The organism is Vibrio sp. 10N.261.46.E11 (genome assembly GCF_041472735.1).
In the GTDB taxonomy this organism is placed as follows: Bacteria; Pseudomonadota; Gammaproteobacteria; order Enterobacterales; family Vibrionaceae; genus Vibrio.
The window spans coordinates 23,805-41,275 of the sequence record NZ_JBFRQW010000053.1; the positions used below are offsets into that span (position 1 = coordinate 23,805).

Below are 17,471 nucleotides of genomic sequence, written 5' to 3' on the forward strand. Positions count from 1 at the left end.
GCATGTGAGAGCGTCATCGCTACTAATGTTGTTAGATTAAAGAACTAGTAAGGAAATGCAAATGGATACTCATGTTTGGCTTGCTTATGTCGTCACGGCGATTTTGTTTAGTTTGGCACCGGGCTCAGGTACCGTTAACTCAATCAGCAATGGGCTCAGCTATGGCACCAAGAAGTCACTTGCGTCGATCGTAGGCTTACAGCTCGGTCTTGCATTTCATATTATGCTGGTGGGAGCGGGTATTGGTGCACTAGTGGCAAAATCCGCCTTGGCATTTACCATCATCAAATGGGTGGGCGTGGTTTATCTTCTATGGTTAGGCATTCAAAAGTGGCGTGATAAGTCTAGCTTGGTGGCTTCAGAAGAAAAATCAACGCTATCGAGTAGCAAGCTGCTTAGAAATGCAGTGCTTATCAATTTGACTAACCCAAAATCTATCGTGTTCTTAGTTGCTCTGTTTCCGCAATTTATCGATCCGACACAACCGCAAGCACCGCAGTTGTTGGTGCTCGGAGTGACCACTGTATTTATTGATAGCGTGGTTATGTTGGGTTACACCTCATTAGCTTCACAAATGGGACGTTTTATTCGCTCAGATCGCATAATGGGTAAGATAAATAAAATATTTGGTGGTATGTTCATGGGCTGCGGCGCTTTGCTGGCTGCTGCCAAAGCTTAATGAAAGTAACTGAGTTATAGTTAAATCAATTAGAGTTATCAATAAATGACCGCTACGTACGTTGCTCGACAACCTATCTTAAACCGTAACAAGAACACGCTTGGTTATGAGCTGCTGTTTCGTGACGGTGATAGGAATGCCTACCCCGCGCATATTGAGTCTAATCGAGCAACGTATCGCCTGATCGTTGAAAACTTCTTGTCCGTTGGGCTTAACCCTTCGATCCCATCTTCACGCTGCTTTATTAATTTTCCGTATCAAAGCTTGATTCGCCGTCTTCCAATGAGCTTACCGAAAGATAAGGTCGTAGTTGAGATTCTTGAAACCTGCCAACCGACCGATGAGCTATTAGAGGTAATCAAAGAGCTTTATCAAGCAGGGTATATGATTGCCCTAGATGACTTTACTTCGACACCTGAGTGGGAACGTTTCCTTCAATATACGCATATTGTTAAGCTTGATATCATGCAGATGGGGTTGGATGCGGCGTGTGAGTTAGTCAAAAAGCACGAAGGGAAGAAGTATAGTTTTCTTGCTGAGCGGGTTGAAACGGAACAAGAGTTCCAACAAGCGAAAGAAGCAGGGTTTAAGTTTTTCCAAGGCTATTTCTTTAGTAAGCCCGAAATCATAAAGACTAAGTATATTAGCCCAGAGCAAGTGATTGCGATGGAGCTATTCCAAGAGGTCTGTAAGCCGGATGTCGACTTCCAACGTGTTGAAAGCATCGTCGCGAAAGATATTGCCTTATCCTATAAGCTTCTGCGCTTTGTGAACACTATGTCACCTCGCCTTGAGGTCACCATCTCTTCATTTCGCCAGGCCTTGGTTTATTTAGGGCAAGAGAAACTGAAAATGTTTGTCTCGCTAGCAGTAGCGTCTTATGTCTCTGATAAAAAGCCCAAAGAGCTGTATGGCCTGTCTTTGCAGCGTGCGCAGTTTTGCCAACGGATGTCTCGTTACCAAGTATTTAAAGGGCATACTGAACAAGCCTTTATGATTGGTTTGTTCTCATTGCTTGATGCGTTGCTCGATCTGTCGTTAGAGAACTTAATTGAACAATTACCGTTATGCACAAGTATTAAGGTCGCCTTGCTGCGCAGAGAAGGTCCATATGGCGCATTATTAGCGCTTGAAGAAAGTTTCGAACATGCTGATTGGCAAAAGATTGATGATCACTGTGCTGATCTAGGTTTGAACGTGGAACAAGTGAAAACAGAACTCACTGAAGCTCGACGCTGGAGCCATATTGTTACCAACAAGCTTTAATATTCTTCGTTAAACTTTTATGACAATTGAAACGCACGCCTTGACGTGCGTTTTTTTATAACTAACATATGCGCATATCCATATATGAGTATGTAATTATGCTTCCTCACCAATTTTTTAAATTACTGTCTGATGAAACGCGAGTGCGTTGCTTAATGTTGATAGTGCGCCAAGAGTGCCTATATGTTGGTGAGCTCACTCAGGCATTACAAGAAAGTCAGCCAAAGATTTCCCGCCATCTTGCGCAGTTGCGTTCAAACGGAATTTTAACTGACGTTCGCCAAGGGCAGTGGGTGTTCTACCGTCTGTCACAAGATTTACCGGGTTGGATGCTAAAGTTAATTGATGACCTTATCGCATCGAACTGTTTGAAAACGGAATACCAACAGGATATTGAGCGCCTAGAAGCCATGACTTCACGCCCTCAATGTTGCGTTTAAATACATTTAAATTTATTGCCAAAATCGTTGAGATTGCAGTTAGGCATAGTCAACAACACTGCGGCTTCAAACATGAAGGCAATTAACTGAGAGAAAAGAGTATGACAGTCAAAGTAGGTATTAATGGTTTTGGCCGTATCGGCCGTTTAGCACTTCGCGCAGCGTTTGATTGGGCGGAAATTGAGTTCGTACAGATTAACGATGTGGCTGGCGACACCGCGACATTGGCGCATCTTCTTGAGTTCGATTCGGTTCAAGGTCGCTGGAACCACGAAGTCATGGTTGAAGGCGATGAGATGATCATCAACGGTCAACGCATTAGAACTACGCAAGAGCGCGATATCGATGCGATCGATTGGTCTGGTTGCGATGTTGTCCTTGAAGCGACCGGTGTTCACCGTAAGACGTCTTTCCTAAACAAATACCTAGAGCAGGGCGTGAAGCGTGTTGTGGTATCGGCACCAGTAAAAGAAGAAGGCATTGCAAACATCGTAGTTGGTGTGAATGACAGTATCTTTGACCCAGCTGTACATAAAATCGTAACCGCAGCATCTTGTACGACTAACTGTCTTGCGCCTGTTGTGAAGGTGATTAACGAGAAGTTGGGTATCGAAAACGCAGCTTTCACCACTATTCACGATCTCACCAATACACAAACTATATTAGATGCGCCGCACAAAGACTTACGCCGTGCACGTGCATGTGGCATGAGTCTTATCCCGACAACAACAGGCAGCGCTAAAGCGATTGTTGAGATTTTCCCGGAGCTTGAAAATCGTATTAATGGCCACGCGGTTCGTGTACCACTAGCGAATGCCTCTCTGACCGACATCATCTTCGAAGTGAAGCAAGACACCACAGCTGAAGAAGTCAACGCGATGCTGAAAGAAGCGTCTGAGAATGAACTGAAAGGCATTCTTGGCTTTGAAGAGCGTCCCCTGGTTTCTATCGATTACAAAGGTGACCAACGCTCAACGATCGTAGATGCGCTATCAACCATGCTAGTGGGTAAGCGCATGGTTAAGATCTACGCTTGGTACGACAACGAGATGGGCTACGCAACACGTACTGCTGAGCTAGTTCGTACTGTTGGTCTGGCTTAATACTCTTCATACTTGAAGCTGCAAGCGTTGTTAACTGCGTAAGTTCACCGGAGCGCCGGCCGCCCTAATCACATAGAACCCCTATGCTCATAGGGCTGAACTTACTGGTTGCCTAGCTGCAACTCCAATTATTTTGAGTATCGGTCTATATACAAAAGAATTTTAAGAGATTAATGACGATGACGAATTCTCAAGCACACCCAACATGGCAGCTAGATTTAAAAACAAGTGCGTTAGTGCTTACTCCGTGCCCAGGCACTAAAGGCACTGACCTCGATGCATCTCTAGCGCAACTTAAAGCGCAAGGCGTGGAAGCGATTGTGACGGCGCTAGATAGTGAAGAACTGGCGAGCAAGAACGTTTCAAAGTTAGGCGAGAAAGTGCAAGCACTAGGCATGCAATGGTTTCAAATCGAAATCGAAGACGATTGTGCACCGGGTGCCGATTTTGCTGCGAAATGGCAGGCGGCGAGCCCTGCGCTACACCAAGTCGTGGATAACGGCGGCAAGGTAGCAATGCACTGCATGGGCGGTTCTGGTCGCACTGGCCTACTGGCTGCACACCTACTGCTAGAGAAGAGTTGGGATCTGAGCAAGATTGTTCAAGAGGTTCAGGCGCTTCGTCCAGGTGCTTTTACTAAACCTATTCAGGTTGAGTATATCAACGGCGTAGCTTCTGCGTAGCTCTTCATACTTGAAGCAGCAGCGTTGTTAACTGCGCAAGTTCACCGGAGCGCCGGCCGCCCTAATCATATAGAACACCTATGCTCATAGGGCTGAACTTCATTCCTTTGTAGGGAAAAGGTTGCTTAGCTGCAACTCCAATTATTTTGAGTATAAGTTAAGTGGAAAGTAAGAATTAGAGCTTTTGGACACCTATGATCTAAAAGCTCTTTTTGTTTAGATTGCAGAGATAGCGTTATGTTTTCAAATCTAAGTAAGAGCGTTCGCCAATACATGCTGGTGACCTTCAATTACTGGAACTTCACCATTACTGATGGTGCACTTCGTATGCTGGTGGTCTTGTATTTCTATGACCTTGGCTACAGTTCGTTAGAGATCGCCTCACTGTTCCTTTTTTATGAATTCTTTGGTGTGGTGACTAACCTAATCGGTGGTTGGTTAGGGGCGCGTCTTGGCCTCAATAAGACCATGAATATCGGCTTAGGGATGCAAGTTGTCGCCTTGGGCATGCTCGCGGTGCCAAGCGCAATGTTGACCATTCCTTGGGTAATGGCGGCGCAGGCCTTGTCTGGTATCGCTAAAGATCTCAATAAGATGAGTGCTAAAAGCTCGATTAAAACCTTAGTCCCAGATGAGCTGCAAGGTGCGCTTTATAAGTGGATTGCGATTCTAACCGGATCTAAGAATGCACTAAAAGGTGCCGGGTTCTTTATCGGTGGCTTACTGCTTTCGACGATTGGTTTCCGATACGCAGTGCTCGTAATGGCAGCAGTGTTGGCATTGGTGTTCGTTGGCAGTTTGGTGAGCTTAGAAGCAGACATGGGCAAAGCGAAAACCAAACCTAAGTTTAAACAGATTTTCTCTAAATCTGAATCCATCAATATCTTGTCGGCAGCGCGTATGTTCCTGTTTGGCGCTCGTGATGTGTGGTTTGTGATTGCTTTGCCAATTTATCTAGGCAGTGTGTTTGGTTGGGACCATTCATGGGTGGGCGGCTTCTTAGCGGCTTGGACCATCGCATACGGTTTTGTGCAGAGCATTGCACCTAAGATTACTGGTAAAGCGCAAGGCAAGGTGCCTGATGGACATGCAGCGCTAATATGGGCAGGTGCATTGGCTATTGTGACTGCCGGTATCGCCTATGCGGTGCAAATTGGCTGGCAACCAGAGCTAGTTATCATCGGTGGTTTGATGGTATTTGGTGCCATCTTTGCGGTGAACTCATCGCTTCACTCATATTTGATTGTGAGCTATGCGAAAGGCGATGGGGTGTCTCTTGATGTCGGTTTTTACTACATGGCAAACGCGATGGGTCGCTTGATTGGCACGATATTGTCGGGCTTGGTATTCCAAATGGCCGGTTTGTCTGCGTGTCTGTGGGTATCCTTCGCATTCTTAGCGATAACGACGGTGATCTCTCTGCGTTTACCTAAAGTGCCGCAAATCTCAGCGGCATAGGCTTCAGCCGCATGAGCTTCATTTGTAAGAGTGAAAGTCGCATAAGCTTAAATCGGATAACCTTGAGTCGAATAAGTTAAATTCGCGATAAGTATCTTCTTTAACACTAAGCTGACTTGGTATTTATTCCGGTCAGCTTTTTTATTGCTATAGTAGAATGATTGAATATTAATCAGGCATTTACATGAAGCAGCGAGTTCTCTTCTTTGATTTAGCACGATGTGTCGCGGCCATAGCTGTTATCGCGATTCATGTTTTGGCGCCTTATCGTAATGAATTAAGCACCATTCCTTTCGGTGAGTGGCTGACTGCCATTACGGTGAATGGTTTCAGCCGCTGGGCAGTGCCTGTGTTCATCTTGATTTCTGGTGCATTGATGCTGAGTGATCAGCGCCCGTTTGACGCTAAATACTACCTCAAGCGCCGTCTGGGTAAGGTACTGATCCCATTCATTGTTTGGTCGCTTTTCTATACCTACCTATCAGGTTGGTCGCTAATGGGGTTTGATGCGGACGTCAGTTGGGAGGTTTTACTCAATAGTTATCATCACTACACGTACTATCACCTTGGTTTCTTCTATTACTTCATCCCACTCTACTTTGTGATTCCTTTTTTACAGATCATGGTCAGAAAGTACGGTGATAGATCTGTCTATGCCTTTACGGCTGTATGGTTGTTCACAACGCTATTGTTCTTATTGAAAATCGATGGCCCTTGGAGTCACGAGTTGTGGTTGTACACCGGGTACTTACCGTTGGGTTACCTGCTGTATAAGATGGTTCCACTTAACAAGATGACTGTCGGCGTGAGTGTGTTACTTGGTGGATTAGCGTTACTGACCACGGTTTATATGGTGGTTGATGCAAGTTTGCTCGCAGAAGAGTACACGGTAGGGCGTTGGTTATCTTACAAGACGTTGAACACCGTATTAGCGGCGAGCATGGTGTTCATGGTGTGCCGTTACTATGGTGAAGGCTTGTCTGAGAAGAGCAATCAAGTGGTTGGTTTTATCAGTAAACACAGCTTAGGTATTTATCTGCTGCACCCGATTTTCTTATGGCCAATGAAAGAGTTCGGTTGGTACCAAGGACACCCTGCTTGGGTTATTCCATTATGGATCGTGATCAGCGGAGCTGGCGCGTTATGGATGAGCTGGTTGGTCTCTAAGTCAGAAAAAACACGTTGGTTATTGCCTTAGCGGTGGGTGCTAAGGCTTTCTGATGGATTGCTTAGAAGATACAGTTGAAGTACCTAATGTTTAGCGCTTCAATGCAAAGTGTAAAAACTTATCGCCTTGGTAGGTTAAGGTACCTTTGTCGCCAGGGTTCAGGGCGTGGAAGTAGTGGATTCCGACTTGGAACTCTCGTTTTGGACCAACCACACCACGTTGAACGTAAATCCAATACTCTTGATCTTCTTGGCCAGGTTCTGCATCAGGAAGGTCGATGGATTGTTTGTCCAACACAGTGACGTTCACTTTCTTTTCTGGCGCATTTTCACCTTGTGAGTGCTTTCGATAGAAACCAAGAAATACCCAAGCCGCTAGACCGGCGAGTGCAAAGATGGCAAAAAAGAGTGAATTAGGCATGTAACCTCCATGTAGTCGTGATGGTTATTCTAATCTTTCAAGCAATAGGGATATGTGTTTCAAGCCGTTATTCGTGAACTGTTGTAAGCCAAGCTGATTATTTTTCGGCAGACATCACATTTAGAGGCCAGTTTTGGATAAAGCATTGTTATTTATTGTCTCTTTCTCTCGTAAATAACAGTGATTTTGTATAAGAATAGGGAAATGCTCGACTAGAATTATAGTGTGGAGTGGGAGGGCTAATATGACCGATATTGAAAAAGTGGTGACAAGAACTCGTAATATAGAGAAATTATTGAGGCTTCAATATCATGCCGAAGGCGAAGGATTGCATGAGCTTGTGTCAAGCTGTGAAGAAAGGCTACCGCACGATACGGTGAGTAAGCTGCGTTATATCGCAACGTGTCGTAATAAGGTAGTCAATGAGCATGAGGCTAAGTTGGAAGACCAGCATAAGTTCATCATGATGTGTAACGACTGTGAGAAGGAGTTGACTCCACGTAGTGGTCGTTTTATTTGGCGAGTTGCAATCTTACTGATGATGGCAATGACTTTAGCTGCTGCTGGTTTCTATTATGCGAACTGGGATGTGTTAACACTGCATCTGTTTTCGAAATGAAAAAATTGAACAAAAAAGGGACGCTAATGGCGTCCCTTTTTTTATCTGTAACTTGCTTAGTACATCATCGGTAGTGTCATTAGACCTACAACTACCGCGATCATTACAAGTCCTTGTCTTTGCGAAGATGAAATCATAACACTACTCCTAAATTTGGTTGTCTCTCGCTATGTTTTAAAGAATAGCACTACTTATGGCTCTAGATCAAGAATTACTTTCGAAGCCTTTAAAACTGATAGAAAACTATTGGGTTTTCTATCAGTTTTGCTATGTTTTACTGTGTATTTTGGGGAGCTCTTATTTTGTTCGTTATGATTTTTTTTTGTTCTCATTTGTTTTAAGTGATTGTTTTTTAACGGTCGTTTTGTGTAATTTATATTGTTAAAGGTTGTTAAACTGTATTAATGGGGCTTGGTGGTGTCTAGGTTTGTTTAATTAAGCTTTATAGGTTTTAGGTTTAGTTTTTGTGATGGTTTTTTGACAGGAAGCTTAGCGAAACCTGACAAAGTGGTTTTTATAAAGGTAATTTACGCACTTTGTAAGTCTAGGTTTGTATCGTGTTGGAAAGTTCTATGTAAGTCTGTTTTTTGATTTTAAGTGTTTGTTTTGAAGGTGTTTATATATTTAATTTTGAACTTTTAGTTATGTGGTATTTGCAATATATAGCGACATATTGTGGAGTTGGCAGGGTAGAAGTGATTGGAATTTAAGTTTGGGTTCTCTAGCGTCAATTTATATGAGTTTTCCGAACAATGAGTCTATTTTAAAAGGAATAATCACTATCGCTGCGGGTATTGTGACGACTTCAATCTAAAGATGCTCTTTTTAGTGGAAGCGTAATCAAGATCCAATTTTGAAGGGCTGAGGCTTTACATCAACACCCGTGTGCCTAGACTGGCGACGATTAAAAGCAATAGGGCAAATGATATGTGGAGTTGGTTGGCGGTTTCCTTGTCTGGTATTGGAGCAATAACAGGAACGAAACATGGGCATATCGGTCAGGCTTTATTGTATAAGGTCTTTACCTTTGTATTATTGGCGACTATTGCTCTAACTCAATCTGTTGTCGTTGATTTTACCTATTGGGTAGTCGTTGGATTAGCGATATCCGCGATCGCAGATGTGCTTCATACTGTTACTCAAAAACGTCTTCTGCATTTTGTGTGTTTCCTGTTGGCTCAACTTTGTTACAGCAAAGCATTTTGGTTACAGCTATCAGGAGAAATGGTCTGGTGGTTGTTCGCGCTGCTGTTAGCTGCATGTATCGTTACTTTCTTCCTATTACTCCCTCGCTTAGACAAACTCGTTTTTCCAGTGGTTATCATGGGTATTGTGCTCATTCAGCTTGCTTGGGCCTCTGGTGAAGTCTGGTTACTTGAGCCTCAGCTATCACATGCTGTTGGTTTTGTTGGTTGCTGCGTGCTGCTGCTTTCCGCATTGGCGTACGCCCTAAATTTCTATCGCAGCCCAATCAAGGGCGCTTACTTTTGGGTAACGGGCAGTTATTTTCTTGCACACGCTCTCATCGTTGCTTCCCTCACCATTTAGGGTAGAGCTAGCTTAATTCTGAGCTACATCAAGGCAGCTTAGATGAAAATAGGTACTCTACGTCTACTTCATTAAACATGAGATAGAGTTATGACCACTGAAATCCACGCACACAACGTTTTAAACCTACTGAGTGAAAAGCCACTGACTCGTGAAGAGTTGACGCAAGAGCTCGCTCAAACCTATGGCGCTGAAGCTCGCTTTCATACGTGTAAGCTGAACGGTCTGGATTTAGATGGATTGCTGAAATTTTTCCTGAAAATGGAAAAGGTCGTGATCATTGATGACAAGCTTTGCACTAATCGCGAACGTGTTTGTAATCACTGATCTTGAATGACCATCAGTTCTTGTCGCCAGTGAACAGTGAACTGTGATTAGCGAGTGGATGCGATATTCTCGGCTCCACTCCGAGTATTTCTCCCTCGTTTGGCTCTCATAAATACCCTTCCAATAACGTAAATTCCTAAGTTTGTTACTGTGTTCGAAAATCAATCTTGAGGCTGCTATACTCCGCGCACTTACGCTTTCGAGACAAACTTATGGAAATTTTATCTGCAGCGACCATGCTGTTTCTTATTATGGATCCGCTTGGCAACTTACCAATCGTGCTTTCTATCCTTAAGCATATTGATCCGAAGCGTCGCCGTATTGTTCTTGTTCGTGAACTAATGTTTGCGCTGATTATCCTGCTGCTGTTCTTGTTTGCTGGTCAAAGCATCATGAACTTCCTGCATGTGCAGCCTGAAACCTTGAGTATCTCGGGCGGTATTATTCTGTTCATCATCGCGATTAAGATGATTTTCCCAAGTGCGGGTAGTATTACTGGCCTCGCGGCGGGTGAAGAACCGTTTATCGTGCCGATGGCGATCCCTATGATTGCTGGCCCTTCAGTGATTGCGGCATTGATTCTTTTGTCGACCCAGCATCCTGACAACATGTTAGAGCTTTCAGGCGCAGTGATGTTGGCTTGGGGCGCGACCTTCTTCATTCTTATGTTTAATGGCTTCTTCCTACGAGTACTAGGTGAGAGAGGCCTTAAAGCCATCGAACGCTTGATGGGCTTGTTGCTGGTTATGCTGTCGACGCAAATGTTCCTAGATGGTGTGAAAGGCTACATGGGTTAACATCAGTATCATCGCTGAATAAAAAAACGCCGCTCAAATGAGCGGCGTTTTTGTCTCTACTGTTTCTGTCATGATGTTTTCTGTAGCTAAGCGTTTTATATCTGAGCTTAAACTTGATTACATCATGTGCTTGCGTCGGATATCGAGTAGGGCAAAGACACCGAAAATCAATATTGACCACTTCTCCCAACGTGACATTTCGATCTTGTCGCCGAAAGCACCGATAAAAATCAGCATCTGCAGGCCGTGCATGAAGAACAAGAACGCTGTCATGATATAAAGCGCAATCGCCGCATTACCCGGGAACGGGTAGAAAATATTGGCGATTAAGATAAACCAAACAAAGGCGATGGCTGCTTTTGCTAGTGGAAGCAAGAACTTCATTCAATAACTCCTATTCTTCAGTGATTCGATTGAACAGTCGGTAGCTCGACTGGCCAGTGGTCTTATCGCGATGTAATTCCCAGTTTTCTGGCATAGCTTCGAGTTTTAGCTCTTTCTCTGTCTCGACGTAAATGATGGCGTTGTCTGCAAGCCAACCGTTGCTCTCAAGCAGCTGTACTGTTTCTGCGAGTAAGCCTTTACGAAATGGAGGATCGAGAAAGACCATATCGTAAGGAGTGCCAGGCTTCTTAAGGAAAGAGATAGCATCAGTGTTGACCACATTGATGTTGTCTGCTTTGAGCTCTTTCGCGTTATCAGAAAGCTGTTTGGCCGCTTTTTGATTCATTTCGAGCAGTGTCACCATTTTTGCTTGGCGAGAAGCGGCTTCAAAACCTAGGCCACCAGAACCGGCGAATACATCCAAGCAGGTCGAATGTGGGATATCTTGTGCCACCCAGTTAAAGAGTGTTTCTTTGACTCGGTCAATGGTTGGGCGTAATCCTTCTAAATCATGAACAGGCAGCTTTCTACCTCTCCATGAGCCACTAATAATTCGAACAAAGCCTCCGGATGGCTTTTTTTGTGATGTGTTTTGCTGGCGACGTCTTACCATAGATTTTTTGACCGCTAATAAAGTGATACTATACCGAGCCCAATTTAAGTGGGTTCGAGTATTAAATAAATTTACAATGACAAAGTGTATCAAGCTAAAAGCAAACTTATCACTGCTTTGTCATTTTTCTTTACTATTCGTTTGTACAAGCTTGTATTGTATAACAATAGCAAAGAGTCGACGTGTATTAAGTCAATACAGCTAATTAGTAGATCTAGGAAACTCCTCTGATGACGGAAAAAAAGAAGCGCGGATTATTATCGTGGCTTGGTTTTGGTGAAGAAGAACAAAGCCCAAAAACTCAGAATGAAGCGAACGTAGAAAACGTTGAAGATCAAACTGAAGTTGAATCACAAGTTGAGGCTGAACAGGTCGCACCTGAAGTTGAAGACGCCAAATCAACGGAACTTAAGTCTGTTGAATCTGAAATTGCGGAGTCAGAGCAAGCGCTTGAAGAGGCTCAACAAGATCAGCAGCCTGTCGCAGCAGAAGCAGAAGCAGAAGCAGAGCAGGAAGAAGTGATTGCTCCTCAAGCTAAGATTGAAGAAGTTCAAGAGAAGCCGACAGAAAGCTTCTTTGCACGACTTAAGCGTAGCCTAAGCCGTACTAAAGCAAACATTGGTGCTGGCTTCTTTGGTTTGTTCAAAGGCAAGCAAATCGATGAAGACCTGTTTGAAGAACTAGAAGAGCAACTTCTGATCGCCGACGTGGGTATGAATACCACGGTTAAGATCATTGAAAACCTAACAGAAAAAGCATCCCGTAATGACCTAAAAGACGGTGAAGCGCTTTATGGTCTGCTTAAAGAAGAGATGTCAGAAATCTTGAGCCAAGTGGAACAGCCACTGGTTGTTGATACCACTAAAACACCTTACGTTATTTTAATGGTGGGTGTGAATGGCGTGGGTAAGACAACCACTATTGGTAAGCTGGCGAAACAATTCCAAAGTGAAGGCAAGAAAGTGATGCTGGCGGCGGGTGATACCTTCCGTGCGGCAGCGGTTGAACAACTTCAGGTTTGGGGGCAGCGTAATGATGTTCCGGTTATCGCTCAGCACACAGGTGCCGATAGCGCTTCTGTTATCTACGATGCGATTGAAGCGGCGAAAGCGCGTGGTGTTGATGTTGTGATTGCAGATACTGCAGGCCGTTTGCAGAACAAGAGCAACTTGATGGAAGAGCTACGCAAGATTGTTCGTGTAATGAAGAAGATCGATGATTCTGCACCGCACGAAATCATGCTAACGCTCGATGCAGGTACCGGTCAGAATGCGATTAGCCAAGCGAAGTTGTTTAGTGACGTGGCACCAGTAACGGGTATCACGCTAACTAAGCTAGATGGTACAGCGAAAGGTGGCGTAATTTTCTCAATTGCTGACCAGTTCCAGATTCCAATCCGCTACATTGGCGTGGGTGAAGGCATTGACGACCTGCGTCCATTTGAGTCGAAAGACTTTATTGAAGCACTATTTAGCCGCGAAGAGTAACGCGTGTAGCAAAGTGGTTTATCCTTAACCTGCTACCGTTTTAAATTTGATATGAGTGATCGTAAGAGGAATTTTCGGTGATCAAATTTCAGCAAGTGAGCAAAGCCTACCGAGGCGGACGACAAGCGCTCCAAAAAGTGGACTTTCATCTCAAACGAGGAGAGATGGCATTTTTAGGCGGGCACTCTGGTGCTGGTAAAAGTACCTTGCTGAAGTTGATCTGCGCGATAGAGCGTCCAACTGACGGACGTGTTTGGTTTAACGATCACGATATTACTCGTATCCCAGCCAAAGACATTCCCTTTTTACGCCGTAACATCGGGATTGTCTTTCAAGATCACCGCCTACTTATGGATCGCTCGATCTTCGATAACGTCGCTCTGCCTATGCGTATTGAGTCTATTTCTGAAAACGAAATTAAACGTCGAGTCAGCGCCGCGTTGGACAAAACCGGTTTATTAGATAAAGCCCGTTGTTTGCCAAGCCAGCTCTCTGGGGGTGAACAACAACGGGTCGGTATTGCTCGCGCTGTGGTTAACCGTCCAACTCTGCTTTTAGCGGATGAACCAACTGGTAACCTAGATCCTGAACTATCGAGTCGTGTATTACGCTTATTTGAAGAGTTCAACCGTGCGGGTGTCACGATCATGCTAGCGACGCACGATATAGGGTTAGTGAATACTCGCCCTCAGTATCGTCATCTGGAATTAAACCAAGGCTTTTTGAGTGAGGTTGAAGATTATGGCCGCGAATAAGCGCATTAAGAAACCTCAATCCAATCGAGCAGCAAACCGGGTTTCAAGCGACGGTTTCTTTGTTGTTCACTGGAAACAAGCCAAGTCATCATTCTCGCAAATGTGGCAGCGTCCATTAGGAAACTTGCTGACGCTTGCGGTGATTTCAATGGCTTTAGCTATGCCCGCTTGTTTGTACCTACTGGGCAAGAACGTTGGTGAAGTGGCGCAAGATGTCACCAGCCCGTCACAAATTAGTGCCTATGTAGAGGACGGTATCCCTGAGCCGAGAGTCATGGTGCTTAAGGATGAAATCGAAAGTTGGGACCAAGTCGATCTGGTTGAGTACATTTCTCCGCAGCAAGGTCTTGAGGATCTTAGCCAGTATTCTGGTTTTGAGGACGCCCTAACTATCCTAGATGATTATTCATTGCCAGGTGTGTTGGTGATAACACCAAGCGTACACAGCGATACTGAAATTAAAGAACTCGCTGGCACTGTTAAAAAGCAAGAGCTCGTCACCGATGTTCGCCTAGACGAAGATTGGTTAGCTAGATTGGACGCTATCAAAGCGTTAGCTGCCGTCATCGTAATTACCCTAACGGTATTAATGCTAGGCGCAGTATTTTTGATTATCGGCAATACATTACGATTTAATGTATTGGCGCATAAAGAAGAGATTCAAACCATGAAGCTGATTGGTGCGACCGACAGCTACATTCTTCGACCATATTTGTATGCTGGAATGTGGTTTGGTGTTTTAGGTTCGATTAGCGCGTGGGTAATGACGGCATTGATTACCGTATTACTGAACAGTGCAGTGGATGACTTGGCTCAGCTGTACGATAGCCATTTCCGCTTAATTGGCCTGAGCTGGGATGAATCTTTACTGCTTTTGATCGTCGGAACCCTGCTTGGTAGTGTGGCTGCGAAGCTTTCTGCGCAGCGTCACCTAAAAGAAATTGAACCAGTTTAGGTGAATAGAGTCATATTTATACGAAGAATAGGCACTTCTTAACCAGTTTTTGCCTTGTATAGACGAATTGATTATGCATAATTACTTCCCCCTCCTTGAAACCTGTTCACTTTAGGTTCAAGATTATTGGGTTTTAATAGATGTATTACTCCAGATCAGAGATTGATGAGGAACCGAATGGCAAACCAAGCGTATCAAATGGCTTTAGTCACACAAGATAGTTTAGATAGCTATATCCGCTCAGCGAACAGCTACCCAATGCTGACGCCTGAAGAGGAACGTGGACTTGCAGAGCGATTACATTACAAAGGTGAGATCGATGCTGCGAAAGGCTTGATCCTTTCCCACCTACGATTCGTGGTACACGTTGCAAGAGGATATTCTGGCTACGGGTTACCAATGGCTGATCTTGTCCAAGAAGGTAACATCGGCTTAATGAAGGCGGTGAAGCGCTTCAACCCAGAAGTTGGTGTTCGTCTAGTATCTTTTGCTGTTCACTGGATCAAAGCTGAGATTCATGAATACGTATTGCGTAACTGGCGTATCGTTAAGATCGCAACGACTAAAGCGCAGCGTAAATTGTTCTTTAACCTTCGTAAGTCTAAAAAACGTTTAGGTTGGTTCAATAACGGTGAAGTTGAGACGGTTGCGCGTGAACTGGGTGTTGAGCCTTCAGAAGTTCGTGAAATGGAATCTCGCTTAGCGGCACAAGACGCGACGTTTGAAGCGCCTATGGACGACGACGACGGTGGTTCTGCTTACACGGCTCCAGTTTATTACCTAGAAGATAAAGCGTCAGACGTTGCTGAGACGGTTGAAGCGGCTAACTGGGAATCACATACTAATAATCGCTTAGGTCTCGCATTGAAGAGCTTAGACGAGCGTAGTCAACATATTGTTCGCTCACGTTGGTTAGACGACAACAAAGCAACACTGCAAGACTTAGCGGATACCTATAGCATTTCTGCAGAGCGTGTTCGCCAGTTAGAAAAGAATGCGATGAAGAAATTGAAGCAAGCCGTTGGCGACTTCTAATAGTATTTAATTTTTAATAGTATTTGGTTTCTCATAGTAGCAAGCAAATAACTTAATTCTGAAAAGGCCGAGATCGAGAGATCTCGGCCTTTTTGTTTTGGATCGATTTCTCAACTTTTGCGATCGAAATTTTCAAAATGACTTTGTGGATAACTCTGTGAAGAATTTATTCGTCAGCTGTCTAAAAGCAGGGTGTAGTAAGGCTTTGACAGGTTTTTTTGAGTGGGGATATGTTTCAGTTAACCCACAGTTAGATCAGGATCGTTACTACATGTTGTGGATCTATTTTTTAAAAGGCACTTTATTCACGCAATTCACAGATTTATCCACAAATGGTGTAAAAGTGATCGCTGGTGGATAACCTTATTAAGTGGGTGTGATTGTTAGCCTTGGGATAGGTTACAATGGCAGCAAAGTAAATCAGTATAAAAAGAGAAAGTCATGGACCAGTTTAAACATATCGACGTTAAAGGTGCTCAAGCCCTTATTGAACAAAGTGAAGCTCGACTTGTCGATATACGAGATCCGCAATCTTTTGCGGTAGCCCATTCAGAAACCGCCTACCACCTGACTAACGATACCATGGTGTCGTTTATGGATGAGGTTGAGTTCGAACAGCCTATCTTAGTGATGTGTTACCACGGTATTAGTAGCCAAGGCGCGGCACAATATTTAGTGAACCAAGGCTTTGAAGAGGTATATAGTGTTGATGGCGGTTTCGAAGCTTGGCATCGTGCTGAACTTCCGGTGATTGCGGGTTAATAGCTTTATCACTTAAACGCTTCAAGCATCTCCATAGTATGAATAGGAAGTAACAATGATTAGATTGATGGTGTTAGACAACCCACGTCTTGCTCAAGCATTTATTGATTATATGGCCTCTCGTCAGATCCCTATTCAGATGTCTCCAGAGGGAGAAGGGCGTTTTGCTTTGTGGCTTCTTGATGGTCAATTTCAGGTTGAAACCGAAGCTGAGCTGAATCGTTTTCTTGCTGAACCCAATCATAAACGCTATCAAGCGGCGTCTTGGGATATGGCTGAGACTAGAAAGAGTCATTTCCATTACCACACGCCAAGCTTTTTGGGCATGATTAAAGCAAAAGCAGGTCCTATGACACTGAGCCTAATGTTGGTGTGTGTGGTGATTTTTGCGCTGCAACAGATTGGTTTTGGCCAAGCTATTTTTAATGCCCTGCATTTCCCAGCGGTTGATGGACAGCAATGGCAGCTGTGGCGTTGGTTGAGCCATGCCGTTTTGCATTTCTCGGTTATGCACATCGCATTCAACATCTTGTGGTGGTGGCAACTGGGTGGGGATATTGAGAAGAAACTAGGCAGCCTCAAGCTACTTCAGATCTTTGCTGTCTCTTCTGCGCTTTCAGGTGCTGGTCAGTATTGGGTTGAAGGGGCGAACTTCGGTGGTTTGTCTGGTGTTGTGTATGCTTTGGTTGGTTACTTATGGGTTGTCGGTGCGAAGGCGCCACAACTTGGTTTAGGTATCCCAAGACAGATTGTCGGCTTTATGTTGGTGTGGTTAGTGCTTGGGTACATGCAGCCATTTATGGCGATCGCCAATACAGCGCATTTAGCTGGCCTAGCCGCTGGTGTCATTATTGGCTTTATCGATGCGATGAAAGCACCGAGTTCGGCAAGAAGCTAACTCATTTTTTCTAGTGAGTAGCCAAACGATAGAGACAAAAAAGCGGCCAGATGAGCCAACACCTATCATTTAAG

21 protein-coding genes are annotated in these 17,471 nt (G+C 44.4%); 18 read left to right on the forward strand and 3 right to left on the reverse strand.

Annotated features, from left to right (window positions below):
* The first annotated feature begins 61 nt into the window (after positions 1–61).
* From rhtB to AB4407_RS16975, 7 genes are all read left to right on the forward strand, one after another.
* Positions 62–679, forward strand: coding sequence for a homoserine/homoserine lactone efflux protein (gene rhtB, locus AB4407_RS16945; RefSeq protein ID WP_372121394.1), 618 nt, complete (start codon positions 62–64; stop codon positions 677–679).
* A 45-nt stretch (positions 680–724) separates the two neighbouring features.
* The gene (locus AB4407_RS16950) at positions 725–1,945 is read left to right on the forward strand and encodes an EAL and HDOD domain-containing protein (RefSeq protein ID WP_009848222.1); all 1,221 of its coding nucleotides are present in this window, start codon (positions 725–727) and stop codon (positions 1,943–1,945) included.
* 98 nt (positions 1,946–2,043) lie between these two features.
* Entirely contained in the window at positions 2,044–2,385 is a 342-nt protein-coding gene (locus AB4407_RS16955; protein WP_372121395.1) for a metalloregulator ArsR/SmtB family transcription factor, read from the forward strand.
* 101 nt (positions 2,386–2,486) lie between these two features.
* On the forward strand, positions 2,487–3,488 hold the full coding sequence (locus AB4407_RS16960) for an ArsJ-associated glyceraldehyde-3-phosphate dehydrogenase (protein ID WP_372121396.1): 1,002 nt from the start codon (positions 2,487–2,489) through the stop codon (positions 3,486–3,488).
* Positions 3,489–3,661: 173 nt separating this feature from the next.
* Entirely contained in the window at positions 3,662–4,171 is a 510-nt protein-coding gene (locus tag AB4407_RS16965; RefSeq protein ID WP_372121397.1) for a cyclin-dependent kinase inhibitor 3 family protein, read from the forward strand.
* Between the two features lie 237 nt (positions 4,172–4,408).
* Complete coding sequence (arsJ, locus tag AB4407_RS16970; RefSeq protein WP_372121398.1) at positions 4,409–5,629, forward strand: organoarsenical effux MFS transporter ArsJ; 1,221 nt, start codon at positions 4,409–4,411, stop codon at positions 5,627–5,629.
* Between the two features lie 184 nt (positions 5,630–5,813).
* Positions 5,814–6,827: an acyltransferase gene (locus AB4407_RS16975; protein ID WP_372121399.1), complete on the forward strand. Its 1,014-nt coding sequence runs from the start codon at positions 5,814–5,816 to the stop codon at positions 6,825–6,827.
* Between the two features lie 60 nt (positions 6,828–6,887).
* Here AB4407_RS16975 and AB4407_RS16980 read toward each other — a convergent pair whose 3' ends face one another.
* On the reverse strand, positions 6,888–7,217 hold the full coding sequence (locus AB4407_RS16980) for a DUF2500 domain-containing protein (protein WP_009848228.1): 330 nt from the start codon (positions 7,215–7,217) through the stop codon (positions 6,888–6,890).
* Between the two features lie 244 nt (positions 7,218–7,461).
* Between AB4407_RS16980 and AB4407_RS16985 the strand changes: the two genes are divergently transcribed.
* From AB4407_RS16985 to AB4407_RS17000, 4 genes are all read left to right on the forward strand, one after another.
* On the forward strand, positions 7,462–7,836 hold the full coding sequence (locus AB4407_RS16985) for a hypothetical protein (RefSeq protein ID WP_009848229.1): 375 nt from the start codon (positions 7,462–7,464) through the stop codon (positions 7,834–7,836).
* Between the two features lie 927 nt (positions 7,837–8,763).
* Positions 8,764–9,384 (forward strand): lysoplasmalogenase, encoded by a 621-nt coding sequence (locus AB4407_RS16990; protein WP_372121400.1) that lies wholly within the window; start codon positions 8,764–8,766, stop codon positions 9,382–9,384.
* Between the two features lie 90 nt (positions 9,385–9,474).
* A complete protein-coding gene (locus tag AB4407_RS16995) occupies positions 9,475–9,711 on the forward strand; it encodes a YecH family metal-binding protein (protein ID WP_009848231.1) in 237 nt (78 codons plus the stop codon).
* Between the two features lie 212 nt (positions 9,712–9,923).
* Complete coding sequence (locus tag AB4407_RS17000) at positions 9,924–10,508, forward strand: YhgN family NAAT transporter (protein ID WP_009848232.1); 585 nt, start codon at positions 9,924–9,926, stop codon at positions 10,506–10,508.
* A 117-nt stretch (positions 10,509–10,625) separates the two neighbouring features.
* Here the strand turns inward: AB4407_RS17000 and AB4407_RS17005 are convergent, their stop codons facing one another.
* Together AB4407_RS17005 and rsmD are read right to left on the reverse strand one after the other, a co-directional pair.
* Entirely contained in the window at positions 10,626–10,892 is a 267-nt protein-coding gene (locus AB4407_RS17005; RefSeq protein ID WP_009848233.1) for a DUF1145 domain-containing protein, read from the reverse strand.
* Between the two features lie 10 nt (positions 10,893–10,902).
* A complete protein-coding gene (gene rsmD / locus AB4407_RS17010; RefSeq protein ID WP_017061036.1) occupies positions 10,903–11,505 on the reverse strand; it encodes a 16S rRNA (guanine(966)-N(2))-methyltransferase RsmD in 603 nt (200 codons plus the stop codon).
* A gap of 230 nt (positions 11,506–11,735) precedes the next feature.
* Here rsmD and ftsY point away from each other — a divergent pair, with 230 nt between their 5' ends.
* The 7 genes from ftsY (at position 11,736) to glpG (ending at position 17,397) form a co-directional block, all read left to right on the forward strand.
* Positions 11,736–12,992 (forward strand): signal recognition particle-docking protein FtsY, encoded by a 1,257-nt coding sequence (gene ftsY, locus AB4407_RS17015; protein ID WP_372121401.1) that lies wholly within the window; start codon positions 11,736–11,738, stop codon positions 12,990–12,992.
* 77 nt (positions 12,993–13,069) lie between these two features.
* Positions 13,070–13,747 carry a cell division ATP-binding protein FtsE gene (ftsE, locus tag AB4407_RS17020; RefSeq protein ID WP_009848236.1) on the forward strand — a complete coding sequence of 226 codons (678 nt, stop codon included), beginning with the start codon at positions 13,070–13,072 and terminating at the stop codon, positions 13,745–13,747.
* Positions 13,734–14,702: a permease-like cell division protein FtsX gene (ftsX, locus tag AB4407_RS17025; protein ID WP_145576055.1), complete on the forward strand. Its 969-nt coding sequence runs from the start codon at positions 13,734–13,736 to the stop codon at positions 14,700–14,702. Before ftsE ends, ftsX begins: the two co-directional genes overlap by 14 nt.
* Before the next feature lie 177 nt (positions 14,703–14,879).
* On the forward strand, positions 14,880–15,737 hold the full coding sequence (gene rpoH, locus AB4407_RS17030; protein WP_010438716.1) for an RNA polymerase sigma factor RpoH: 858 nt from the start codon (positions 14,880–14,882) through the stop codon (positions 15,735–15,737).
* A gap of 157 nt (positions 15,738–15,894) precedes the next feature.
* On the forward strand, positions 15,895–16,098 hold the full coding sequence (locus tag AB4407_RS17035; RefSeq protein ID WP_372121402.1) for a hypothetical protein: 204 nt from the start codon (positions 15,895–15,897) through the stop codon (positions 16,096–16,098).
* Between the two features lie 80 nt (positions 16,099–16,178).
* A complete protein-coding gene (glpE, locus tag AB4407_RS17040; RefSeq protein ID WP_009848240.1) occupies positions 16,179–16,499 on the forward strand; it encodes a thiosulfate sulfurtransferase GlpE in 321 nt (106 codons plus the stop codon).
* Between the two features lie 55 nt (positions 16,500–16,554).
* Positions 16,555–17,397 carry a rhomboid family intramembrane serine protease GlpG gene (gene glpG, locus AB4407_RS17045; protein ID WP_372121403.1) on the forward strand — a complete coding sequence of 281 codons (843 nt, stop codon included), beginning with the start codon at positions 16,555–16,557 and terminating at the stop codon, positions 17,395–17,397.
* The last annotated feature ends 74 nt before the right edge of the window (positions 17,398–17,471 follow it).